Source organism: Streptomyces sp. XY431 (genome assembly GCF_001279805.1).
Lineage (GTDB): Bacteria > Actinomycetota > Actinomycetes > Streptomycetales > Streptomycetaceae > Kitasatospora > Kitasatospora purpeofusca.
Genome location: NZ_LGDO01000511.1, coordinates 13,877 through 35,952 on the forward strand (window position 1 = coordinate 13,877; position 22,076 = coordinate 35,952).

Below are 22,076 nucleotides of genomic sequence, written 5' to 3' on the forward strand. Positions count from 1 at the left end.
CCTCCCGGGGCCTCCCCCGGGCCGCCCCGGCACCGGCCTCCCGGCGGGCCGTCCGGGGGCGGGGGCGACCGCCCGAACAGGCGCAAACGCCCGTTCGGAAGATCGGTGCACACCCGGCTCCGATCCGGCCCGGGGCCGTTACGCTGACCGGCATGGAAGCCAGCTCAGCGCCACCGCCAGCCCCCGAACCGGCCGCCAGGCCGCGGCGCGCCGGGTACCGGCGGCTGCCGGTGCAGCAGCGGCGCGAGCAGCTGATCGCGGTGGCCCTGGAGCTGTTCGCGCACCGGGCGCCCGAGGAGGTCGGGCTGGACGACGTGGCGCAGGCCGCCGGCGCCTCCCGGCCGCTGGTGTACCGCTACTTCGCGGGCGGCAAGCAGCAGCTGTACGAGGCCGCGCTGCGCAGCGCGGCCGAGGAACTCACCGGCCGGTTCGTGGTGCCGCTCGCCGGGAGCCCGACCCAGCAGCTGTCCGCCGTCCTGGAGAGCTACTTCGCCTTCGTCGCCGAACACGGCACCGGCTACTCGGCGCTGCTGCGCGGCGGCTCGGTGGTGGAGACGGCCCGCACCTCGGCGATCGTGGACGACGTCCGGCGGGCGGCGCTGAAGCGCACGCTGCGCCACCTCGGGGTGCGGCAGGCCGGGCCGAGGCTGACCCTGCTGGTCCGCTCGTGGATCGCGGTGGTCGAGGGGGCCTCGCTGAGCTGGCTCGACGAGGGCCGGGAGGTCCCGGTGGACGAGCTGCGGGAGTGGCTGGTGGACCAGTTCGTGGCGATGGCGGCGGCCACCTCGCTGCACGACCCGCAGACCGCCGAGGTGCTGGCCGGGCTGCTGGCCCTGGAGGGCGCGGACTCGCCGCGGACGGCCCGGCTGCGGGCGGCGCTGGGCGGCCCGGCCGAGTAGCCCGGCGCGGCGGGGCCCGGCGGACGCGCGGCCCGGGATCCGGCCCGACCCCCGTGCCAAGGGTCGGGACGGCTGGGCCCTACGCCTTGCCGAGGACCTGCCGCTGCCGGCCGAGCCCGTCGATCTCGATCTCGACGATGTCGCCGGGCGCCAGGTACGGCGTACCCGGGCGGCCCAGGGTGACCCCGGCCGGAGTGCCGGTGACGATCACGTCGCCCGGCTCCAGCACCATGAACTGGCTCGTGTAGCGGACCAGTTCCAGCACCGGGAAGACCATCCGCTCGGTGGAGCCGTCCTGGCGCAGCTCCCCGTTGACCCACAGCCGCAGCGGCAGCCGCTGCGGATCGGCCACCTCGTCCGCGGTGACCAGCCACGGCCCGAGCGGGGTGAAGGTCTCCGCCGACTTGCCCTTGTCCCACTGGCCGCCGCGCTCGAACTGGAAGGCCCGCTCGGTGACGTCGTTGGCGATGGTGTAGCCGGCGATCACCCCGGCCGCCGCCGCGTGGTCCGGCAGGTAGCGGGCGGTCCGGCCGATCACCACGGCCAGCTCGGCCTCGTAGTCGGTCTTCTCGCCGCCGCGCGGCACCAGCACCTCGTCGTACGGGCCGACCACGGTCGAGCTGGGCTTGAGGAAGATCACCGGTTCGTCCGGGATCGCCGCACCCGCCTCGGCCGCGTGGTCCCGGTAGTTGAGGCCGATGCCGACCACCTTGCCGGGGCGCGCCACCGGCGGGCCGACCCGCTGCCCGCCGATCTCGGCCACCGGCAGCCGGCCGGCCGCCACCTGCCCGGCCAGCGCCGCGGCGCCGTCACCGGCCAGCCCGGCGAGGAAGCCGCCGTCGATGTCCGCGGTCACCCCGGAGAGGTCGTACGCGGTGCCGTCCTGGCCCAGCACGACCGGGCGTTCGGCGCCCGGCGGGCCGACACGGAGGAGCTTCATCCGATCCCCACCTCCTAGTTCGTCGAGTTCGTCGAGTTCTTCGCAGCTCGCCGGGCTTCGGACCGGGCCGCCCGGAGGCGGCGCGGACCGTGCCCGGCCCCTGTGCTGCGAGGTATATCAACGGCGCGCCGCCCCGGACCAGACCGTCCCGATCGGCGAAATCCTCCCAACCGTCCGGGCCCGGCACCGGCCGCACTGGGCGCCCGTACGGTTGACAGCCGGCCGGCCGTCCCGCCGGTCCGCCCGGCCGGTTCGTCACGCCAGGGGCGAACACCCGGTCGAACGGCCGCCCGGCGGGGCAGGATCGCCCCCATGGAGATCACCCGCATCCGACCGGAACTGACCCTCGTCACCCTCGACTTCGGCACCGTCTACCTCTGGCGCGACGAGGACGGCTCGCTCACCCTGATCGACACCGGCCCCGCCGGACAGGCCGACAGCATCGAGGCGGCGATCCGCGCCGACGGCGCCGACCCGGCCGCGCTGCGCACCATCGTGCTCACCCACTACCACGAGGACCACGCCGGATCGGCCGCCGAACTCTCCCGGCGGCTGGGCGCCGAGGTGGTGGCCCACCGGCTGGAGGCCCCGGTGCTCCGCGGCGAGCAGCAGCCCCGGCCGATGGTGCTGAGCCCCTTCGAGCAGGAGATCTGGGACAGCCTGCCGAAGCTGCCGCCCGCCCCGCCGTGCACGGTCGACCGCGAGGTGGCGGGCGGCGAGAAGCTCGGCTTCGGCGGCGGCGCGGTGGTGGTGCACGTGCCGGGCCACACGGACGGCTCGATCGCGCTGCACCTGCCGGAGCGGGGCGTGCTGTTCACCGGTGACATCGCGGCCAACGTCGAACACCGCACCATGCCCGGCGTCTTCAACGCCGATCCGGCGCTGGCCGTGGAGTCCTTCCGCCGGCTGTCGGAACTGGAGGCCGACACCGTGCTGTTCGGGCACGGCGTGCCGATCGCCGAGGGCGGCTCAGCCGCTCTGCGCCGTGCCGTCGAGCAGCTCGGCCAGCACTAGCGGACGGGCCGGGTCGGGCGCGGCGTCGGCGCTGTCGCGCTCCCACCGCTCCAGGTCGCGACCGACGTCCTCGCGGGCCCGCGGGTGGCCGTCCAGCGCGGGCAGCAGCTCGCGCAGCAGGGCGACGGCCGCCCGCGGCCGACCCGAGCGGGCCAGCCACAGCGCCAGGTCGTGGCAGGTGCGCAGGGTCCGGGGGTCGGCCGTCCCGAAGGCCCGGGCGAACTGCGGGATCAGCGCGACCAGTTGCTCGGCGGCCCGCTCGGGCGAGCCGGCCGCGCCGCGCCGCCAGGCGTCGTCGGCCTTCTGCCGCAGGGCCTCCGGGTCGGTGCCGCCCTTGCGGTCCCGCAGCACCTTGAGGTCGCGCAGCCGCTGCCGGACCTCGGCGGCGTCGGCGGGCCGGTCCTCCGCCTTCTTGGCGAGCAGTTGGAGGATCAGCCGGTCCAGGGCCGGGTCGGAGGTGTCCGGGGGCAGCGGCTGCTCGTTGAGGTGCGCGTACATCATGGTGACGGCCTGGTCGGCGTTGAACGGGCGGCGGCCGGTGCACAGCTGGTAGAGCACCACGCCGAGGGCGTAGAGGTCGGCCCGGCCGTCGATCGGCAGGCCCGCCCAGCACTCCGGTGCCAGGTAGACCGGCGTGCCGATGACCACATCGGTGGAGGTGAGTCCGCCGGCGGCCGGCTGGGAGAGCAGCCGGGCGATGCCGAAGTCCAGCACCTTGGCCTCGCCGCCGTCGGTGATCATGATGTTCTCGGGCTTGATGTCCCGGTGCACCACGCCGTTGCGGTGCGCGGCGTCCAGCGCCTTGCAGATCTGCCGCACCCACCGCAGCGAGACCGCCGGCTCCGGCAGGCCGTCGCGCGTCACCTGGGCCAGCGAGCGGCCCCGGACCAGCTCCATCACCAGGTAGTGGGTCGACCGCGCGCCGTCCTGCACCCGCCCGTAGTCGTACAGGGTGACGATGTGCGGATTGGACAGCAGGCCGACCGTCCTGGCCTCGCGGATGAACCGGCCGACCGCCTCCTCGTCGCCCGCCTTCTCGTCGGAGAGCACCTTGAGCGCGACCGCCCGACCGATGGTCTCGTCGTGGGCGGCCCAGACCACACCGAACCCGCCCCGGCCCAGCTCCCGGTCCAGCCGGTAGCGGCCGCCCACGACATCGCCCGCCTGCATGCGTTCCCCCACCAAGTCCGCCGGAATCGAACACCGTTCATCCTGACCGGGTCACGATAGCGGCGGGGAGCGGCACCCGGGTGAACGACCCCGGGACCGCTCCCCGGCGGCGGTCCCGGGGCCGCCCCGGGGCCGGCGCGGCGGCAGGCCCTACGGCTGCTTGGGCCTGGGCAGGCCGACCGGGTTGACCTCGGAGGTGGGCACCGCCTCGGCGTCCAGGCCCCAGCGCTTCAGCACCTGGGCGTAACTGCCGTTCCCGATCACCTCGTTGATCGCCCCGTTCAGCGCCTGGACCAGGCCGCTGTCCTTCTTCGTGGTCGCCCCGATCTTGCCGAGCACCTCGGCGCCACCGCCCGAGTAGGTGCCGATCACCTCGGTCTCGCCGGTCTGCACGGCGTGGAAGGCGGCCACCGGGTTGGGGCCGACGTAGGCGTCGATCCGGCCGGAGGAGAGCGCCAGGTAGTAGTCCGAGGAGTTCTGGAAGTACTTGATGTCGGCCGCCTTCAGGCCGTTCCTGGTGTTCTCCTCGTTCCAGGCGATCAGCAGCTTCTCCTGGTTGGTGCCGGAGGCGACGGCGACGGTCTTCCCGGCGATGTCCTTGGGCCCGGTGACCTTCCAGCCGCTGCCCTTCTTCGCCTCGAAGCCGAGGATGTCCAACCGGTAGGTGGCGAAGTCGTACTTCTCCTTCCTGGCCTCGGTGACGGTGATGTTGGAGATGCCGACGTCGTACTTGCCGCTGTCCAGGCCGACGAAGATGTTCTCCCAGGAGACCGGGTTGAACTCGACCTTGAGGCCGAGCACATTGCCGATCAGCGAGGCGATGTCCGGCTCGACGCCGATCACCGTCCGGTCGTCGTTGGCGTAGAAGTCCAGCGGCGGCGTGGTGCCGAGCGAGTCGACCACGGTCAGCGTCCCGCGTCTCCTGATCTCCTCCGGCACCAGGGCGGCCAGGGCGTCCACCTTGGGCGTGGTCACCCGGTTCTGCTGCGGGGTGAGGTTCACCGCGGTGCCGTTCGGGGCGGTGCTGCCCTTGGCGGGAGCGAGGTCCGCCGCCGCGTCCGAGGTGCTGCCGCAGGCGGCCAGGGTGAGGGCGGCGGCGAGCGCGGCGGCGGTCACGAGGGCGCGACGGGGTAGGGACATGGCGGAACTCCTGCGGGTGAAGGGGTGGGTGGTTCAGAGGACCTTGGCCAGGAAGGCCCTGGTCCGCTCGTGCTGCGGCTCGTCCAGGACCGCCCGCGGCGGGCCCTGCTCGACCACGACGCCGCCGTCCATGAAGACCACGGTGTCGGCGACCTCGCGGGCGAAACCGATCTCGTGGGTGACCACGATCATCGTGGTGCCGGCCCGGGCGAGGTCCTTGACGACGTCGAGCACCTCGCCGACCAGCTCCGGGTCGAGCGCCGAGGTCGGCTCGTCGAACAGCAGCACCTTGGGCTCCAGCGCCAGCGCCCGGGCGATCGCCACCCGCTGCTGCTGGCCGCCGGACAGCTGCCGGGGGTAGGCGTCCGCCTTCTCGGCCAGGCCCACCCGCTCCAGCAGCTCCAGCGCCCGGGCCCGGGCCTCCGCCTTCGGCCGGCGCAGCGCGCTGACCGGCGCCTCGACGATGTTCTCCAGCACGGTGAGGTGCGGGAAGAGGTTGAAGTTCTGGAACACGAAGCCGATGTCGGTCCGCTGGCGCAGGACCTCGCGCTCCTTGAGCTCGTGCAGCCGGTCCCCGGCCCTGCGGTAGCCGATCAGCTCGCCGTCGATCGCGACGAAGCCCCGGTCGACCTTCTCCAGGTGGTTGATCGCGCGCAGCAGGGTCGACTTGCCGGAGCCGGACGGCCCGAGCACCACGGTCACCGAGCCGGCCGGGACGTCGAGGTCGACGCCGCGCAGCACCGCGGTCGGGCCGAAGCTCTTCCACAGGCCGCGGACCTGCACCATCGACGGTGCGGCGGCCGGCTCCTCCGCCGGAGTGTCCTCGGCGCGCGGTTCCTTGACGACGGTGGTCATGAGCGGCCTCCGAGGGCGACAGCGGTGGCGGTGCGGGCGCGCAGGCCCCGGACGAGGGAGCGGGCCCGCTGGAGCGGGGTGGGCGGCGGGGTGCGGTCGGCCCCGCGGGCGAAGTACCGCTCGACGTAGTACTGGCCGATCGACAGCACGGTGGTCAGCAGCACGTACCAGACGGTGGCGACCATCAGCAGCGGCACCACCCGGCCGGTGCGGCCGTACACCACCTGCACCTGGTAGAAGAGTTCGCCGATCGCCATCACGTAGACCACCGAGGTGCCCTTGAACAGCGAGATCACCTCGTTGGCGGCGGCGGGCAGGATGCCGCGCATCGCCTGCGGCAGGACGATCCGCCAGGCCTGCCGCCAGCGCGGCACGCCGAGCGCGGCGGCCGCCTCGCGCTGGCCGGGGTCGACGGCGATGATCCCGCCGCGGATGATCTCGGCGGCGAAGGCGGCCTGGTGCAGCCCGAGGCCGAGCACGGCCGCGCCGAGCGCGCCCAGCACCCCGATCGTCTCGAAGTCCCCGAAGGTGGGCCCGAACGGGATGCCGAAGCCGAAGCGCTTGTAGAGGTAGGAGAGGTTGAACCAGAAGACCAGCTGGACGATCAGCGGGATCGAGCGGAACACCCAGACGTAGGCCCAGGCGACGGTCTGCAGGATCGCGCTGCGGGAGAGCCGCATCGCGGCCACCACGGCGCCCAGCAGGAAGCCCAGCACGGTGCCGTAGGCGGTGAGTTCGACCGTGCGGCCGACCGCCCGCAGGATGGTGTCGGCGGAGAAGTACACCCGGAAGGTGGCCCAGTCCCAGCCGGGGTTGGTGGCCAGGCCGTGGGCGAACTGGGCCAGGACGACGACGGCGGCGAGGCCGGCCGCCCAGCGCCAGGGGTAGCGGGCGCGGACGGTGCGCAGGCCGTCCAGTTCGCCGAGGTCGAGCGGGGCCGCGGCGGGCGCGCGGTCGAGTTTCGAGCGGGTCGGGGCGCCGGCGGTGGTGCTGCCGGCGGTGGTGCTGCCGGCGGTGGCGGTGGTCATGGGGGACTCCTCCCGGGGGGACAGGGGATCACGCGTGCTCGGGCGGGCTGATCAGGGACTCCTTGACGGCCGACTCCGTCACCCCCCACTTCTTGAGGATCCGCTCGTAGGTGCCGTCCTTGATCAGCTCGTTGACGGCCGCCTGGAAGGCCGGGGTCAGCGCCGAGCCCTTCTTGAACGCGAAACCGACGTCGAGCCGGTGGAACTCGCCCAGGAACCTGGTGCCGGAGGCCTCCTGCGCGGCCTGGTAGCGCAGGCCGTTGATGGTGGACATCACCACGTCCACCCGGCCCTGCTGGAGGCTGGTCAGCGTGGCGCCGCTGTCGCTGAACGCCTTGACCTCGTAGGGCTGCTTGCCGGCGTCGGTGCAGACGCTCTTCTTGGCGTTGAGGGTGGTCTCGAAGGTGGTGCCGGCGCCGGTGCCGATGGTCAGCCCGCACAGCTGGACCAGGTCGGTGATCGGCTTGACGGTGGTGTTGTCCTTCTTGACCGCGAAGCCCTGGCCGTCGTCGATGTAGGTGACGAAGTCGATGGTCTTCAGCCGGGCCGCGGTCACCCCGAAGTTGCCGGTGCCGACGTCGTACTTGCCGCTGTCGAGCGCGGGCAGGATGGTCTCGAACGCCGCCTCCTCGCGCCGCACGGTCAGGCCGAGCAGGCGGCCCACGGCGTCGCCGAAGTCGATGTCCACCCCGGCGGCCTTCTTGGTGGCCTGGTCGGCGTAGAAGGCCGAGGGCGGGGCGCCGATCGAGGAGCCGAACTTCACCGTCCCGGCGGCGCGGACGTCGGCGGGCAGCAGCGCGGCGGCGGTGTCCGACTTCTTGAGGCCGGAGACGAGATCCTCGGCGGCGGCGGAGACGGCCGGCCGGCCGGAGCCGCCCGTCGCGGTGCCGGTGCTCGGGTCCGAACTGCACGCCGCCACGGCCAGGACCGGGAGCAGGGCGGTGGCGGCGAGCAGCCGGTGGCGGGCGGTGGTGGTTCTCACGGAGGTGCCTTTCGGGAGGTACGGGGGCGGTGCGGGCTCGGCGGGTGCGGGCTCGGCGGGTGCGGGCTCGGCGGACGGTGCGGGCAAGGCGGGTGGTGCGGGCAAGGCGGGTGGTGCGGGCAAGGCGGGTGGTGCGGGCTCGGCGGAGGTGCGGCTTCAGGGCAGCTGCTTCTCGAACGGCAGCGGTCCGATCGTCAGAGGATCGGCGGCGACGTCGAACAGCGGGGTGTAGCCGGAGGCCAGGTACAGCCCCCTGGCCTCGGGCTGGCGCGGGCCGGTGGTGAGGAAGATCCGGCCGTAGCCGGCCCCGGTGGCGGCCCGCTCCAGCTCGGCCAGCACCCGGCGGGCCAGCCCCCGGCGCCGGTGCGCCGAGGACGTCCACATCCGCTTCACCTCCGCCGTCCGCTCGTCGTACCGCCTGTACGCGCCGCCGGCCACCGGTTCGCCGTCCTCCAGCAGGAGCAGCAGCAGGCCGTCCGGCGCGGTCCAGCTGTCCGCCGGGTAGCGGGTCATCTCCTCGTGCGCCTCGGGGCCGTAGCGGCGCACGTACTCCTCGGTGAGCTCGCGCACCAGCGGCTCGGCGAGCGGGTCGTCGATGCCGACCCGGCGGACCTCGACGTCGAGCGCCGGTGCGCCGCTCACGCCTGGGCCGCGATCAGCTGGTGCCGGTCGTGCTCGGCGCGCCCGGCCCGCTCGGCCTCCGCCGCCGCCTCGGCCGCCGCCCTGGCCGCGTCCCGCTTGGCGACCTCCTCGCGGACGATCGGGATGACGTACCGGCCGAAGTCGATCGCGTCGTCCACCAGGTGGTAGCCGCGGGCGGAGAGGATGTCCACGCCCAGGTCGTAGTAGTCCAGCAGCGCCTGGGCGACCGTCTCCGGGGTGCCGACCAGGGCGTTGGAGTTGCCCGCCCCGCCGGTGGCGGCGGCGGTCGGCGTCCACAGCGCCCGGTCGTAGCGCTCGCCGGCCTCGGCGATCTCCAGCAGGCGCTGCGAACCGGCGTTCTCGGGCCCGGTGCCGGCCGGGCGGCCGCGGCGGATCAGGTCGCCGCCCTCGCGCCGGGCCTTGATCGCGGCGACCGTGCGGTGCGCCTTCTCCCAGGCCAGTTCCTCGGTCGGCGCGATGATCGGCCGGAACGCCACCTGGATCCGCGGCGCGTCCGCCCGCCCGGCCTGCCGGGCCGACTCCAGCACCCGCTCGATCTGCTCGGCGGTGCGGGCCAGCGGCTCGCCCCAGAGGCAGTAGATGTCCGCCTCGGCGCCGCCCGCCGCGTACGCCGCCTCCGAGGAGCCGCCGAAGGAGACGCCCGGCCGGGGCTGCTGCACCGGGAAGACGTCGGAGACGAAGTCGTGGAAGCGGTAGTGGGTGCCCTCGTGGTCGAAGGGCTCCCGGCTGGTCCACGCCTTCTTGACGATCCGGATGTACTCCCGGGTGCGGTCGTAGCGCTCGTCCTTGGTGAGGAAGTCGCCCTCGCGCTGCTGCTCGTGGTCGTTGCCGCCGGTGATGAAGTGGACGGTGAGCCGGCCGTCGCTGATCCGGTCCAGGGTGGCGAAGGTCTTGGCGGCGAAGGTCGGGTACGAGACGTTCGGGCGGTGGGCGAGCAGGATCTGCAGGCGGTCGAGGCGGGAGGCGATGAACGCGGCGGCGGGCGCCGGGTCGGGCGAGCCGGAGCCGTAGGCGAACAGCACCCGGTCCCAGCCGTGCTCCTCGTGGGCGCGGGCCAGCTTCAGGGTGTAGTCGCGGTCGAACGCGGCCGTGGTGCTCGCGGTGGTCTCCGTACCGTCGGCGGTGGCGGCGATGCCGAGGAATTCGACGGGCATGGTGGCGGAACCTTTCGGATCGTCCGCGGGCCGGCCGGGCGCGGGCAGCCGGTGGGCGCGGGAGGGCAGGGGAGGGCCGAGAAGGGCAGCGGGCACCGCCGGCCGGGGGCCGGAGGGCCGTGCGGAGCGGAATGCCGTACCGGGCGGGTGGGGCGGTAGGGGGCGGCGGCGGGCACGTGACGGCCCGGGGCGGTGCGGAGGACTGCCGGAGCGCAGCGGAGCGGGGAGGAAGAGGGGTGGGCGGCAGCGCGCGGTCGACGAGCCGTCAGGACGTGACGGCTGTCCCGGCCCGGGACGGGGCACCGAGGGAGGTCGCTCCGGGGGAGGACGGGGCCGGACGAGCGGCCCGCTGCCGGGTCAGCCGCGACACGCCGCGGACCACACCCGACCGAAGTCGATGTGGTCGCGGGTGACCAGGGGCTGCTCGGCGTACATGGCCTCAAGTTGAGCAGCGAACCTCGCACCCGTCAACCGTCCTCCATTACCGCTCTGTTGCGATCTCCTGTCGCCACGCGACACCTCCCGCGCCCCGGGCGCCCCGTCGCCGACGACCCTTGACACCCGCCGATCGCGCACGCGTACGATCGAAAGCGGAGTGCAGTGCCCCGCCGGACGCGTTGAGGGACGCGGGCCGGCCGCAACGGCCGTACGTGACCACGCCGTACCCCCGCCCCGTGCGCCCGCGCGCATCCCGCATCTCCACCCTCCCGCCTGGAGCCTCCGCATGGCCACCCCGCCGGACGTCCTGCCCGCCCCTCTCTCCCCGCCCGCCCCGGTGCCGACCCGCAAGGGCACCGCCGCCACCGCCCTCGACGCCTCGGCCGCCACCGCCCGGATCGTCCCGCGCCGCCGCACCGGCCAGTGGGTCTCCGCCGCCGTCGCCCTGCTGCTGTTCGCCATGGCGGCCAACTCCCTGATCCACAACCGGGCGTTCCAGTGGGACGTGGTCGCCGAGTGGTTCACCGCCACCTCGGTGATGAACGGCCTCACCCTGACCCTCTGGCTGACCGCCGTCACCCTCGGCCTCGGCTTCGTGCTCGGCACCGTCCTCGCCACCATGCGGCTGTCCGCCAACCCGGTGCTGCGCACGCTCAGCTGGATCTACATCTGGATCTTCCGCTCCACCCCCGCCCTGGTGCAGCTGCTGCTGTTCTTCAACATCGGCGCGCTGTACCCGACCCTCGGCCTGGGCATCCCGTTCGGCCCGGAGTTCGTCACCGTCCGGACGGTGAACCTGTTCGGCCCGACCTTCACCGCCGTGGTCGGGCTGACCCTGCTGGAGGCCGCGTACGCCGCCGAGGTGGTGCGCGGCGGCATCCTCTCCGTCGACCGGGGCCAGCTGGAGGCCGCCGCCGCGCTCGGCCTCGGCCGGTGGCGGGTGCTGCGCCGGATCGTCGTCCCGCAGGCGATGCGCTCGATCGTGCCGACCGCCGGGAACATGCTGATCAGCGCCCTCAAGGGGACCAGCATCATCAGTGTGCTGGCCGTCTCCGACCTGCTCTACTCCGTCCAGCTGGTCTATCTGCAGTCGTACCAGGTCATCCCGATGCTGATGGTCGCCACCCTCTGGTACGTGGTGATCACCACCGTGCTCTCGGTCGGGCAGTTCTACGTCGAACGCCACTTCGCGAAGGGCGCCACCCGCGAGGGCCTGCCGCCCACGCCGCTGCACCGGGCCCGCGCCGCGTACCGGCGGCTGCGCGCCGTCGCCGGGGCGCCCGCGCCGGGGGAGGCCGTGCCGGGAGAGACCGTGCCGGGAGAGACCGCCGCAGGGAAGACCGCCACGGGGAAGGACGCCCGATGAGCGCCGTCCTGGTCGTCGTCGGCGCCGGGCCGCGCGGCACCGGGGTGCTGGAGCGGATCGCCGCCAACGCCCCCGAACTGCTGCCCGCCGACCGGCCGTTGCACATCCACCTGGTCGACCCGCACCCGCCCGGCGGCGGCCGGATCTGGCGCCACGAGCAGTCCCCGCTGCTGCGGATGAACTCGATGGCGGAGGACGTCACCATGTTCACCGACGAGCGCTCGACCCTCGACGGGCCGGTCCGCCCCGGCCCCTCGCTGGCCGAATGGGCCGCCCACCCCGAGGAGTTCGCCCCCTACCGGGAGATCGCCGACCCCGCGCTGCGGGCCGAGCTGGACACCCTCGCGCCCACCGACTTCCCCACCCGGCGGGCCCAGAGCGCCTATCTGGACTGGGTGTTCCGGCGCGCCGTCGCCGACCTGCCGCCGCACATCACGGTCACCGTCCACCGGGACACCGCACGGCGGATCGAGGGCCCGGCGGACGGCCCGCAGCTGGTCCACCTCTCCGACCGGGTACTGACCGCCGACCACGTCGTCCTCACCCTCGGCCACCTCGAATCCCACCCCGACCCCCGCTACGACGCCGACGCCGCCTTCGCCGCCCGGCACGGCCGCTTCCACCTGCCGCCCGCCCACTCCGCCGACGTCGCCGCCGAGCTGGAGCGCATCGCCCCCGGCGAGCACACCGTGCTGCGCGGCTTCGGGCTCGCCTTCGTCGACCTGGTCTCGCTGCTCACCGAGGGCCGCGGCGGCCGCTTCGAGGAGGCGGCCGACGGCGGCCTGGTCTACCGGCCCTCGGGCCGCGAACCGGTCGTGCACGTCGGCTCGCGGCGCGGCGTCCCGTACCACTCCAAGACCGGCTACCGCCTGGTCGGACCGCCGCCGCCGTTCCCCCGGTACTTCGACGCCACCGCCGTCGACGCCCTGCTGGACCGGCCCGGCGCCCTCGAACTGCGCCGCGACGCCTGGCCGTTGATGGCCAAGGAGATCGCCTTCGGCCACTACCACGAGCTGTTCCACGCCCACCCCGAACGCACCGCCCTGCCCTGGGCGGAGTTCCTCGACGGCCTCGACGCGCACCCCTGGGCGTCCCCGGAGCTGGGCGCGCTGGTCGAACGCGCCGTCCCCGACCCGGCCGACCGGCTCGACCTCGAACGCCTCGACCATCCGCTGGCCGGCCTGGAACTCGGCTCCGCCGAGGAACTCCAGCAGTACCTGCGCCGCTACATCGCCGAGGACGCCGACCGGCGCGCCGACCCCGCCCACAGCGCCGACCTCGGCGCCTTCCTCGCCCTGCTCTCGCTCTTCGGCCAGCTGCCCCGGATCCTCGCCTCCGGCCGGCTCACCGCCCGGTCGGTGGGCGAGGAGGTCGACGAGTGGTTCTTCGGCTACTTCAGCTACCTGGCCTCCGGCCCGCCCGGCTTCCGGCTGCGGCAGCTGCTCGCGCTCTCCGAGGCCGGCGTGGTCCGCTTCCTCGGTGCGGGCGTCCGGGTCGAGCGGGACGAGCACACCGGCAGCTGGCTGGCCTCCGGCGCCACCGTGCCCGGCCGCACCGTCACCGCCACCGCGCTGGTCGAGGCGTACCTGCCCAAGCACGTGCTGGACCGCACCCGGGACCCGCTGCTGCGCGAACTGCACCGGGAGGGGCGGATCGTCGAGGAGGTGGTCAGCGACCCGGAGCACACCCACCGCTCGGGGCTGCTCACCGTCCGGCCCCGGGACGGCCTCGTCCTCGACCCGGCCCTCGGCGGGGAGCCGCACCCGCGCCGCACCGCGCTCGGCCCGCACACCAGTGTGCGGGCGGCGGCCGCGTTCGCCCGGCCGCGGACCGACTCGCCCGGCTTCCGGCAGAACGACGCGGCGGCGCGGGCGCTGCTGGGCGCGCTGGCCGGGGTGGGGGCGGCGGAGGAGGTGACGGTGGCGGCGGAGGCCGAGGTGGTGGCGGCGGCGTGAACGCTCCGGCGCGCGGACCGCGTCACGGCCCGTAGATCTCCTCCACCAGGTCCTCGGCCGTGACGTGGTCCGGCGCGGCGAGGATCCACTCGCCGATCTGCTTGATCCCGGTGCCCCGTTCCAGCGCGTCCAGACAGGCGTCCGCCTCCCGCTCCGATGCGAACTCCCAGGTCAGCACGCGGCGGATCAGCACCAGCGCCTCGGCCGGGTGCATCCGCGGCCGCTTGCCGGGCCTCGGCCGCCCGGCCGGGGCCGCCGCCAGCCGCTGCTGCTGGGCGGCCAGGTCCTGCCAGGCGCGAACGGTGACGGGGTGCTGCTCGCCGAGGACGCCGACGAGCTCCGGCAGCAGGGTGCGCAGCTGGAGCACCGCGCTCTCCGGGTCGCCCCGCTCGGCCGTGTACACCGCCAGGTCGTGCCGCGCCTGGAACACCCTCGGGTCGTGCGGACCCCAGGCGGCGTGCAGCTCCGGCAGCAGCTCGGCGAGCCGGCGCATCGCGCTGACCGTCTCGCCGCTCTCGCCGATGCACCGGAGCAGGTGGTAGCGGGCGGTGAGGGTGTCCGGGTCGGAGGGACCGAGGGCCAGCCGCAGGTCCTCGGCGACGGTGGACAGCAGCCGGATCGCGCCGTCCAGGTCGCCGGTCCGGCTCAGGAACCAGCCGAAGTCCCGCCAGGCGGCGAGGGTCTCGCGGTCCGCGGGGCCGAGCGCGGCCAGCGCCTCCTGGGCGACCGCGTGGAGCAGGGCGGCGGACTCCTCGGGCGTCGCCGCCCGGTGCGCGGCGCTCCGGCGCTCGCTCAGGGCGGCGCGGACGGTCGCGTGCGGCGTCGGCAGGGGCGCGGCGCCCTGCGGCGGTGTGGTGAGCGGGGGAACGGCGCCCGGGGGCAGCACCATCGGCGCGAACACGACGGGCGGCGGCAGCACCGGCACCGGGCCGAACATCACGGGTGGCGGAAGCACCGGCATCGGCGGGACGAGCACCACCACCGGTCCGAACCCCGGCTGCTCCGCAGGTGCCTCGACAGGCGCCTCGACGGCCGACTCCCCCGGCCCCGCCGCCCCCTCCAGCTCCGCGAGCCGCCGCTCCACCGTCCGCGCGTCCGCCGGCCGGTGCTCCGGGTCCTTCGCCAGCAGTTCCGTGACCAGCCCGGCCAGTTCCACCGGCAGCCCGAACTCCGCCGGGTCCAGCGCCGGGGGCGGCGCGTTCAGGTGCTGGTACATCAGCACCGGCGTCGAGTCGCCGCTGAACGGCCGTGCCCCGGTGCAGAGTTCCACCAGGACGCAGCCGAAGGCGTAGAGGTCCGCCCGGCCGTCCACCCGGCCGCCGGTCCAGCGTTCCGGCGCCATGTACGCGGGGCTGCCGACGACCGTCCCGGTGGTGGTCAACCCACCCGCCCCGATGTCGAGTTGGGCGATGCCGAAGTCCAGCACCTTCACCGCGCCGGCCTCGGTGACCATGATGTTCTCGGGCTTGATGTCGCGGTGCACCATCCCCGCGTCGTGGGCGGCGGCCAGCGCCGAGCAGATCTGCCGCCCCCAGCGCACGCTCTGCTCCGGACCGGGCGGGCCGTCCCTGAGCACCGAGGTCAGGGTGCGGCCGGTGATCAGCTCCATCACCAGGTACGTCACCGTGCGGCCGCCCAGCTCACCCTCGCCGAGGTCGTGCACGGTGACGATGTGCGGATGCGAGAGGTTGCCGGCCGCGCAGGCCTCGCGGACGAACCGGAGCGCGGCCTTCTGCTGGTCCTCGCCGTGGTGGTTGATGACCTTGACCGCCACCGGGCGCCGCATCCGGGAGTCGAAGGCCCGCCACACCACGCCGAAGCCGCCCTGGCCCAGCCGCTCCACCAGCTCGTACCGACCGTCGAGCACGTCGCCGACCATCACCCGCCCCACCCCCGCACTCGTGCCGCCTCCGCACTCTATCCACGGGACCGCCCGCTCCGGCCGTCCCTTCGCCCGCTCTTTCTCCCCCCTCCACTTCCCGCCCTCCACTTCCCGCCTTCGACCACATCTCCCCTGCCGCCCCCGAGTGCCCTGGTGGGAGGATGGCAACGGGCCCCGCGACGACGCGCAGGCCGCACGCAGAGCGAGGAGCGCAGTCATGGCCAAGCAGGCCCCGCAGAGCGATCCGGCGCAGGACGCCCCCCGGGTGTCCGCGCCCCAGCACGCGGCCGCCGGGCTGCCCGCGGTCGGCCACAGCCTGCGGATGGCCGCCGAGCAGATGGGTGCCCGCCGCACCCTCAGCACCCTGCTCAAGGTCAACCAGCCCGACGGCTTCGACTGCCCCGGCTGCGCCTGGCCCGAGCCCGGGAAGACGCACACCGCCGAGTTCTGCGAGAACGGCGCCAAGGCCGTCGCCGAGGAGGCCACCGAGCGCCGGATCCGCGCCGAGTTCTTCGCCGCGCACCCGGTCGCCGAACTCGCCGAGCGCTCCGGCTACTGGCTCGGCCAGCAGGGCCGGCTCACCGCGCCGATGTTCCTCGACGAGGGCGCCACCCACTACACCCCGATCTCCTGGGACGACGCCTTCGCGCTGATCGCCGAGGAGCTGCGGGCCCTGGACACCCCGGACGGCGCCGCGTTCTACACCTCGGGCCGGACCAGCAACGAGGCCGCGTTCGCCTACCAGCTGTTCGCCCGCCGGCTCGGCACCAACAACCTGCCGGACTGCTCCAACATGTGCCACGAGTCCTCCGGCTCGGCGCTCACCGAGACCCTCGGCGTCGGCAAGGGCAGCGTCAGCCTCAAGGACCTCTACCAGGCCGATCTGATCATCGTCGCGGGCCAGAACCCGGGCACCAACCACCCCCGGATGCTCTCCGCCCTGGAGCGGGCCAAGCGCGCCGGCGCCACCATCGTCAGCGTCAACCCGCTGCCCGAGGCCGGGCTGGAGCGGTTCAAGAACCCGCAGCAGGCCCGCGGGCTGGTCGGCCACGGCACCAAGCTGACCGACCTCTTCCTGCAGATCCGGCTCGGCGGCGACCTCGCCCTGTTCCGCGCCCTGAACCAGCTGATCCTGGAGAAGGACGCCGTCGACCACGCCTTCGTCGCCGAGCACGGCCACGGCTTCGAGGAGTTCGCCGCCGAGGCCCGGACCACCTCGCGCGAGGAGGTGCTCGCCGCCACCGGCCTGCCCTGGGAGCAGATCGAGGAGCTGGGCCGGATGGTCCTCGCCTCCGAGAAGGTCATCGTCTGCTGGGCGATGGGCCTCACCCAGCACAAGCACTCCGTGCCGACCATCCGCGAGGTGGTCAACTTCCTGCTGCTGCGCGGCAACGTGGGCCGCCCCGGCGCCGGCGTCTGCCCGGTGCGCGGCCACAGCAACGTCCAGGGCGACCGGACGATGGGCATCTTCGAACGGCCCGCTCCCGCCTTCCTGGACGCCCTCGGCCGGGAGTTCTCCTTCGAGCCGCCGCGCGAGCACGGCCTGGACGCGGTCGACACCATCCGGGCCATGCGGGACGGCCGGATCGGCGTCTTCTTCGCCATGGGCGGCAACTTCGTCGCCGCCACCCCGGACACCGAGGTCACCGAGGCGGCGATGCGCCGCTGCCGGCTGACCGTGCACGTCTCCACCAAGCTCAACCGCTCGCACGTGATCACCGGCACCCGCGCGCTGATCCTGCCCACCCTCGGCCGCACCGACCGGGACGTCACCGCGCGCGGCGCCCAGTTCGTCAGCGTCGAGGACTCCATGGGCCAGGTCCACTCCTCACGCGGTGGCCTGCGCCCGCCCGCCCCGGGCCTGCTCTCCGAGATCGCCATCGTCTGCCGCCTGGCCCGCGCCGCCCTCGGCCCGCAGGACACCGTGCCGTGGGAGGACTTCGCCGCCGACTACGACACCCTGCGCGACCGGATCGCCCGGGTCGTCCCCGGCTTCCAGGACTACAACGACAAGGTCCGCCGCCCGGGCGGCTTCACCCTCCCGCACGGCCCGCGCGACACCCGCACCTTCCCGACGGCGACCGGCAAGGCCAACTTCACGGTCAACCCGCTCACCGCGCCGGAGGTGCCGGAGGGCCGGCTGCTCCTGCAGACGCTGCGCTCGCACGACCAGTACAACACCACCATCTACGGCCTCGACGACCGCTACCGCGGCATCCAGGGCGGGCGGCGGGTGGTCCTCGTCAACCCGGCCGACGCGGACGAGCTGGGGCTTTCGGACGGGCAGTACGTGGACCTCGTCGGCGAGTGGAAGGACGGCGTGGAACGCCGCGCCCCGCACTTCCGCGTCGTCCACTACCCGGTGGCGCGGGGCGGGGCCGCGGCGTACTACCCCGAGACGAACGTCCTGGTGCCGCTGGACTCCACCGCCGACATCAGCAACACCCCGACGTCGAAGGCGGTCGTGATCCGCTTCGAGCCCGACAGCGGCGCCGATGCCTGACCCCTCGGTGCTCCACCCGATGCCGGAGCAGCCCAGGGTGGTGCTGCTCCGGCCGCTGGTGACATCGCCGCTGATCGAGGTCGGCGAGTTCACCTACTACGACGACCCGGACGACCCGACGGCGTTCGAGACCCGGAACGTGCTGTACCACTACGGCCCGGAGCGGCTGGTCATCGGCAAGTACTGCGCCCTGGGCACCGGTGTCAGGTTCATCATGAACGGCGCCAACCACCGGACGGACGGCCCGTCGACCTTCCCGTTCCCGATCATGGGCGGCTCCTGGGCTGCTTCTTTTGATCTGCTCACCGACCTCCCGAACCGGGGCGACACGGTGGTGGGCAGTGATGTCTGGTTCGGCAACGGTGTGACGGTGATGCCCGGCGTCCGCATCGGCCACGGCGCGATCGTGGCAACGGGCTCGGTGGTCACGGCGGATGTCCCGGACTATGCCGTGGTCGGCGGCAACCCGGCCCGCGTGATCCGTACCCGGTACGAGGAGAAGGACATCGCCCGCCTCGTGGCCGTGGCCTGGTGGGACTGGCCCCAGGAACACATCACCGCGCACGTGCGGACGATCATGTCCGGGACGGTGGAGGAGCTGGAGGCGGCAGCTCCGGAGTAGTTCTGGCATTCTGCGTGGGTGCCGAAGAAGCAGAAGCACGTCATGACCTTCGCCGAGGAGTTGGCGGCCATGCCGTCACCGGTGGAGGCGGCGCCCCGGGGCTCGTACGTCCAACCGCCCGTGGCTGCCCGCGGCTTCACCGATGCCGACGGCTGCTACTGGCAGCTCGCCCGCGGCCCGCTCGATCCTCGCCGGGCCAAGCGGCTCGCAGTTGATGCGGACGTGATGACGATGGGCACCTACTACGACGACCGGGCCGAACGATGGCTCCCCCGTGTCATTGCGGAGGCCGAGCGCCCGGCGGCCTGGGCAGAGGCACGGGCCCGCTTCGATGCCGACGAACTGCCGATTCATGAGGCGTACGAGTTCACCGCGGAGGACGGCCGCGTCCTGCTCTTCATCGAGACATACTGCTGAGCCGAGAACGAGCGCGACCGAACTCGGCCAAGACAGCCACGACCTCGGAAGTGGGAAGTCGACCCAGCCGACTTCCTGCGCCGGCCCAGAGCCGGCCAGCGGTGAATGCCCGATGCAGGCATACAGCTCCGGTCTTCCCCTGCTGCCCTCGCTTGGTCCAAGCGAGGGCAGCAGGAAAGTTCGCCCTTGGCCTCCCCGGAGTGGGAAGTCGGCGAATCCGACTTCCCACTCCGCCCCTTGCCCTCGCCAGAAGGAACAGCGGGCGTTTGATGGCTGGCCCCTCTCTCGGGCCGAGCGAGATCACGTCTGGTGGTCGAGATCGCTGACCTTGATGGCATCGAGCAAATTGGCGAGGACGGCGGGAGCGGCCCGGAGGACTAAGGCGCCGTCATCAGACTCACGAAGTTCGACCAGCCCGCCCATCAGACGAACCTCGATACATGCATTACTTGAGCCCGAGTAGCTGGACTTCTGCCAACGGTGATTGAGCACGCCGCCCTTCCCCGTACCGGTTGGCGGCCCCTCGCTCGGGCCGAGCGAGGGGCCAGCGAGATCATGCGTGCTGGTCGAACCCGCTGGCCTTGATCGATTTGAGCAGGTTGAAGAAGGTCGCAGGATCCGCACCGATGGTCGTTCCGGGCTCATCGGACTCCCGGAGTTCCACCACCTCACCGCGAACACGGACCTCGACGCACTCGTTGTTCGCCGCACTGAAACTGGACTTCTGCCAGACGGAGCTGCTCACGCCTTCCCTTTCGTCCGAGGTGCCAATGCCCCTGGCCACAGCCGACAGCACTGGCCTCCCCGCTCGCTGTCTACCCACCCATGACCTCCGGTGGCTACTCGCTCGGATCCAGCGAGGAAGACTCATGCGAACCGGTCGAGGTCGCTGGCTTTGATGGCGCCAAGGAGGCTGGCGAAGGCAACAAGGGGCGCGCGGACTACGACACCGGGGTCATCGGACTCACGGAACTCCACCCCCTCGGCGGCAGCACGGACCTCAAGACACTCATCATGCGCACCGCTGTAACTGGACTTCTGCCAAGCCTGCTCCGACATGCCTACCCTCGACCTCCCGCGCCGGCCCCGATCAGGCCAGTGGCGAACGCCCGATGCAGGCGTACAGCTCCGGTCGTTCCCCTGCTGCCCCTCGCTCGAACCGAGCGAGGGGCAGCAGGGAGGCCCAACCATGGAAGCCGGAGTGGGAAGTCGGCGAATCCGACTTCCCACTCCACCCCACCCTTGCCTCCGTAAAAGGAACGACTGCCGGTGGATAGCTGGCCCCTCGCTCGGGCCGAGCGAGGGGCCAGCGAGATCACGCGTGGTGGTCGAGATCGCCGACCTTGATGGCATCGAGAAGGTCGACGAAGGCCGCGCGAGACATACGGACCAGGACGCTGGGGGCGTCGGACTCGCGCAGTTCAACCGCCTCGACGCCTACGCGGACCTCGACGCACTCATTACTCGAGGCGCTGTAACTGGACTTCTGCCAGATGGAGCTGCTCACGCCTTCCCTTTCGTTCGTGGGGGCAATGCTCCTGGTAACAGGAGACAGCCTCAGCCTCCCCGATCGCTGTCTACCCACCGATGACACCCGGTGGCTCCTCGCTCGGATCCAGCGAGGAAGACTCATGCGAACCGGTCGAGGTCGCTGGCTTTGATGGCGTGGAGAAGGTCAGCGAAGGCATCGGGGGTGGTGCGGAGTATGAGTTCGCCGTCATCGGACTCCCGGAGTTCGACCAGCCCACCTACAGCGCGCACCTCGACGCAGTTGTCGTTTGCTGCGGAGTAGCTGGACTTCTGCCAGGTCTGGCTAGCCATGCTTGCGTTCACTTTCCTTCATGATGGACTGGATGAGGTCCCGTGACTTTTCCTCGGACAGCGCTGTGGATCCCATCTGCGCGATGAGCGCACGGAACCTCGCCAGGTGCGCAGGCGCGTCGAAGAGCTGGCCACCATGGCCTGTGTCCATCTGTGCGGCGTCCAGATCGACGACGGGTCCCTCCGCGTAGGTGAAGTTCTCACTCGGGCTCGGGACGGAATCGACTCCGAACGGAACGATTCGGAGTGAGACATTCGGACGCTCTGATTCGGCGAGAAGTGCTTCGAGCTGTTCAGCGAGGTCCTTCGGCCCACTGAACTGCATCCGCAGGGCCGCCTCGTGTATGAAAGCGCAGAACGGCGTGCCGCCGGATTGCACCATGAGCTGCCTTCTCATGCGGAAGGACGTTCTGAGCTTGACCTCGTGGGGAGGCAGGGGCGGGTATGCCTGGGAGAAGAGAGCCGAGGCGTAGGCAGTCGTCTGAAGCAGCCCAGGTACGAAGGTGGTCGTGTAGGTGACGAGCCTCCGCGCATCAGATTCCAACTCCGCCACGTCCAGGAAGTCCGTGGCGAGCTCTCCGCGATACTCCTCCCACCATCCGCTCTTCCCTCGCATGGTGATGATGTCGGCGAGAGCGTCGATCAAGGGTTGGTTCACACACATGCACAGTGCGGCGATGGTGCGCAGCCGCTCGACACTGATGCCGGTCTTCCCTGCTTCCATCTGCGTCACGTGAGCAGGGTTGATGCCGAGGTCGCGAGCGAGCTGACTGCCTCCAAAGCCGGCCTGCTCCCGCATCCGCCGCAGCTCTGTGCCGAGCCTGCGTTGACGGAGGGTCGGGTTGGAGCGAAGGGCCATGGCGTCCTCTCTGGATAGTGCAGGGCCAGTGTGCCGCGCTCGCAGTGAGCGGGTCTATCCGGGCCGGATGCCACGGTAGAGGGAACTTCTCGATCGCCGCCACAAATCTGTGGCGGCGTGGGCTATGGTCTGTCTCGTAGCGATCCGATGGATCGTCAGTAATGCCTGGTCACAGTGCAGTAGGCGCCTGCTGCCCTTTTGCGCCGCAGAGCAACCGGCTTCGGCCCGGCCTGGCTCACGGTGACGTTCCACCGACGCTCTCCTCCCCACCCCTGCCTCTCCCTCGGAGGTTTCTCATGCGTGCCTTCAGCCCGCCCGACTGGTCCGCCGCCCGTGAGGAGCTGCGCACCGCGCTCGTCCTCTCCTCC

22 protein-coding genes are annotated in these 22,076 nt (G+C 72.6%); 7 read left to right on the forward strand and 15 right to left on the reverse strand.

Translation table 11 applies throughout. The features are described from left to right. Positions 1–152 precede the first annotated feature (152 nt). On the forward strand, positions 153–899 hold the full coding sequence (locus ADK60_RS37805; RefSeq protein ID WP_053651334.1) for a TetR/AcrR family transcriptional regulator: 747 nt from the start codon (positions 153–155) through the stop codon (positions 897–899). Positions 900–978: 79 nt separating this feature from the next. On the opposite strand, the gene ADK60_RS37810 is transcribed toward ADK60_RS37805, so the two are convergent. Next, a complete protein-coding gene (locus tag ADK60_RS37810; RefSeq protein WP_053651335.1) occupies positions 979–1,839 on the reverse strand; it encodes a fumarylacetoacetate hydrolase family protein in 861 nt (286 codons plus the stop codon). A 312-nt stretch (positions 1,840–2,151) separates the two neighbouring features. Here ADK60_RS37810 and ADK60_RS37815 point away from each other — a divergent pair, with 312 nt between their 5' ends. Beyond that, positions 2,152–2,853: an MBL fold metallo-hydrolase gene (locus tag ADK60_RS37815; protein WP_053651336.1), complete on the forward strand. Its 702-nt coding sequence runs from the start codon at positions 2,152–2,154 to the stop codon at positions 2,851–2,853. On the opposite strand, the gene ADK60_RS37820 is transcribed toward ADK60_RS37815, so the two are convergent. From ADK60_RS37820 to ADK60_RS37850, 7 genes are all read right to left on the reverse strand, one after another. After that, positions 2,809–4,023, reverse strand: coding sequence for a serine/threonine-protein kinase (locus ADK60_RS37820; protein WP_053651337.1), 1,215 nt, complete (start codon positions 4,021–4,023; stop codon positions 2,809–2,811). The two genes, ADK60_RS37815 and ADK60_RS37820, sit on opposite strands and share 45 nt — an antisense overlap. Positions 4,024–4,173: 150 nt before the next feature. Then, complete coding sequence (locus ADK60_RS37825; protein ID WP_053651338.1) at positions 4,174–5,163, reverse strand: ABC transporter substrate-binding protein; 990 nt, start codon at positions 5,161–5,163, stop codon at positions 4,174–4,176. Positions 5,164–5,196: 33 nt separating this feature from the next. Then, positions 5,197–5,949 carry an amino acid ABC transporter ATP-binding protein gene (locus tag ADK60_RS37830; RefSeq protein ID WP_053651351.1) on the reverse strand — a complete coding sequence of 251 codons (753 nt, stop codon included), beginning with the start codon at positions 5,947–5,949 and terminating at the stop codon, positions 5,197–5,199. Positions 5,950–6,014: 65 nt separating this feature from the next. After that, positions 6,015–7,046, reverse strand: coding sequence for an amino acid ABC transporter permease (locus ADK60_RS37835; RefSeq protein WP_079009037.1), 1,032 nt, complete (start codon positions 7,044–7,046; stop codon positions 6,015–6,017). A 28-nt stretch (positions 7,047–7,074) separates the two neighbouring features. Next, entirely contained in the window at positions 7,075–8,028 is a 954-nt protein-coding gene (locus ADK60_RS37840; protein ID WP_045944889.1) for an ABC transporter substrate-binding protein, read from the reverse strand. 156 nt (positions 8,029–8,184) lie between these two features. After that, complete coding sequence (locus ADK60_RS37845; RefSeq protein WP_053651339.1) at positions 8,185–8,670, reverse strand: GNAT family N-acetyltransferase; 486 nt, start codon at positions 8,668–8,670, stop codon at positions 8,185–8,187. Beyond that, the gene (locus tag ADK60_RS37850) at positions 8,667–9,845 is read right to left on the reverse strand and encodes an LLM class flavin-dependent oxidoreductase (protein ID WP_053651340.1); all 1,179 of its coding nucleotides are present in this window, start codon (positions 9,843–9,845) and stop codon (positions 8,667–8,669) included. The genes ADK60_RS37845 and ADK60_RS37850 overlap by 4 nt, the downstream gene beginning before the upstream one ends. Before the next feature lie 724 nt (positions 9,846–10,569). Here ADK60_RS37850 and ADK60_RS37855 point away from each other — a divergent pair. Continuing rightward, complete coding sequence (locus ADK60_RS37855; protein ID WP_079009038.1) at positions 10,570–11,649, forward strand: amino acid ABC transporter permease; 1,080 nt, start codon at positions 10,570–10,572, stop codon at positions 11,647–11,649. After that, positions 11,646–13,604, forward strand: a complete 1,959-nt coding sequence (locus ADK60_RS37860) for an FAD/NAD(P)-binding protein (RefSeq protein WP_053651341.1) — start codon at positions 11,646–11,648, stop codon at positions 13,602–13,604. The genes ADK60_RS37855 and ADK60_RS37860 overlap by 4 nt, the downstream gene beginning before the upstream one ends. 22 nt (positions 13,605–13,626) lie before the next feature. On the opposite strand, the gene ADK60_RS37865 is transcribed toward ADK60_RS37860, so the two are convergent. After that, on the reverse strand, positions 13,627–15,471 hold the full coding sequence (locus ADK60_RS37865) for a serine/threonine-protein kinase (RefSeq protein ID WP_159400741.1): 1,845 nt from the start codon (positions 15,469–15,471) through the stop codon (positions 13,627–13,629). A 232-nt stretch (positions 15,472–15,703) separates the two neighbouring features. On the opposite strand from ADK60_RS37865, the gene ADK60_RS37870 reads away from it, so the two are divergent. Genes ADK60_RS37870 through ADK60_RS37880 form a run of 3 tightly spaced genes read left to right on the forward strand, consistent with a single transcriptional unit; the run spans position 15,704 to position 19,028 of the window. Beyond that, positions 15,704–17,989 carry an FdhF/YdeP family oxidoreductase gene (locus ADK60_RS37870; RefSeq protein WP_053651343.1) on the forward strand — a complete coding sequence of 762 codons (2,286 nt, stop codon included), beginning with the start codon at positions 15,704–15,706 and terminating at the stop codon, positions 17,987–17,989. Next, the gene (locus ADK60_RS37875; RefSeq protein WP_053651344.1) at positions 17,982–18,611 is read left to right on the forward strand and encodes a CatB-related O-acetyltransferase; all 630 of its coding nucleotides are present in this window, start codon (positions 17,982–17,984) and stop codon (positions 18,609–18,611) included. The genes ADK60_RS37870 and ADK60_RS37875 overlap by 8 nt, the downstream gene beginning before the upstream one ends. A gap of 18 nt (positions 18,612–18,629) precedes the next feature. Further along, positions 18,630–19,028 (forward strand): hypothetical protein, encoded by a 399-nt coding sequence (locus ADK60_RS37880; protein WP_053651345.1) that lies wholly within the window; start codon positions 18,630–18,632, stop codon positions 19,026–19,028. A gap of 300 nt (positions 19,029–19,328) precedes the next feature. Here the strand turns inward: ADK60_RS37880 and ADK60_RS47285 are convergent, their stop codons facing one another. The 6 genes from ADK60_RS47285 to ADK60_RS37905 form a co-directional block, all read right to left on the reverse strand. Then, the gene (locus tag ADK60_RS47285) at positions 19,329–19,520 is read right to left on the reverse strand and encodes a DUF397 domain-containing protein (RefSeq protein ID WP_234371460.1); all 192 of its coding nucleotides are present in this window, start codon (positions 19,518–19,520) and stop codon (positions 19,329–19,331) included. A gap of 61 nt (positions 19,521–19,581) precedes the next feature. Beyond that, the gene (locus tag ADK60_RS47290) at positions 19,582–19,773 is read right to left on the reverse strand and encodes a DUF397 domain-containing protein (RefSeq protein ID WP_053651352.1); all 192 of its coding nucleotides are present in this window, start codon (positions 19,771–19,773) and stop codon (positions 19,582–19,584) included. 122 nt (positions 19,774–19,895) lie between these two features. Beyond that, a complete protein-coding gene (locus ADK60_RS48270) occupies positions 19,896–20,381 on the reverse strand; it encodes a DUF397 domain-containing protein (RefSeq protein WP_079009042.1) in 486 nt (161 codons plus the stop codon). Beyond that, positions 20,344–20,535, reverse strand: coding sequence for a DUF397 domain-containing protein (locus tag ADK60_RS47295; protein WP_053651347.1), 192 nt, complete (start codon positions 20,533–20,535; stop codon positions 20,344–20,346). Before ADK60_RS47295 ends, ADK60_RS48270 begins: the two co-directional genes overlap by 38 nt. A gap of 122 nt (positions 20,536–20,657) precedes the next feature. Next, positions 20,658–20,849, reverse strand: coding sequence for a DUF397 domain-containing protein (locus tag ADK60_RS37900; RefSeq protein WP_053651348.1), 192 nt, complete (start codon positions 20,847–20,849; stop codon positions 20,658–20,660). Continuing rightward, entirely contained in the window at positions 20,842–21,708 is an 867-nt protein-coding gene (locus ADK60_RS37905; RefSeq protein ID WP_053651349.1) for a helix-turn-helix domain-containing protein, read from the reverse strand. The genes ADK60_RS37900 and ADK60_RS37905 overlap by 8 nt, the downstream gene beginning before the upstream one ends. Between the last annotated feature and the right edge of the window lie 368 nt (positions 21,709–22,076).

Excerpts from the sequence above, each read along its gene's own strand:
- ADK60_RS37805 (WP_053651334.1), top strand. The coding sequence starts at position 153 with ATGGAAGCCAGCTCAGCGCCACCGCCAGCCCCCGAACCGGCCGCCAGG.
- ADK60_RS37810 (WP_053651335.1), bottom strand. The coding sequence starts at position 1,839 with ATGAAGCTCCTCCGTGTCGGCCCGCCGGGCGCCGAACGCCCGGTCGTG.
- ADK60_RS37815 (WP_053651336.1), top strand. The coding sequence starts at position 2,152 with ATGGAGATCACCCGCATCCGACCGGAACTGACCCTCGTCACCCTCGAC.
- ADK60_RS37820 (WP_053651337.1), bottom strand. The coding sequence starts at position 4,023 with ATGCAGGCGGGCGATGTCGTGGGCGGCCGCTACCGGCTGGACCGGGAG.
- ADK60_RS37825 (WP_053651338.1), bottom strand. The coding sequence starts at position 5,163 with ATGTCCCTACCCCGTCGCGCCCTCGTGACCGCCGCCGCGCTCGCCGCC.
- ADK60_RS37830 (WP_053651351.1), bottom strand. The coding sequence starts at position 5,949 with ATGGTGCAGGTCCGCGGCCTGTGGAAGAGCTTCGGCCCGACCGCGGTG.
- ADK60_RS37835 (WP_079009037.1), bottom strand. The coding sequence starts at position 7,046 with ATGACCACCGCCACCGCCGGCAGCACCACCGCCGGCAGCACCACCGCC.
- ADK60_RS37850 (WP_053651340.1), bottom strand. The coding sequence starts at position 9,845 with ATGCCCGTCGAATTCCTCGGCATCGCCGCCACCGCCGACGGTACGGAG.
- ADK60_RS37855 (WP_079009038.1), top strand. The coding sequence starts at position 10,570 with ATGGCCACCCCGCCGGACGTCCTGCCCGCCCCTCTCTCCCCGCCCGCC.
- ADK60_RS37860 (WP_053651341.1), top strand. The coding sequence starts at position 11,646 with ATGAGCGCCGTCCTGGTCGTCGTCGGCGCCGGGCCGCGCGGCACCGGG.
- ADK60_RS37870 (WP_053651343.1), top strand. The coding sequence starts at position 15,704 with ATGGCCAAGCAGGCCCCGCAGAGCGATCCGGCGCAGGACGCCCCCCGG.
- ADK60_RS37875 (WP_053651344.1), top strand. The coding sequence starts at position 17,982 with ATGCCTGACCCCTCGGTGCTCCACCCGATGCCGGAGCAGCCCAGGGTG.
- ADK60_RS48270 (WP_079009042.1), bottom strand. The coding sequence starts at position 20,381 with ATGCCATCAAGGTCGGCGATCTCGACCACCACGCGTGATCTCGCTGGC.
- ADK60_RS37900 (WP_053651348.1), bottom strand. The coding sequence starts at position 20,849 with ATGGCTAGCCAGACCTGGCAGAAGTCCAGCTACTCCGCAGCAAACGAC.
- ADK60_RS37905 (WP_053651349.1), bottom strand. The coding sequence starts at position 21,708 with ATGGCCCTTCGCTCCAACCCGACCCTCCGTCAACGCAGGCTCGGCACA.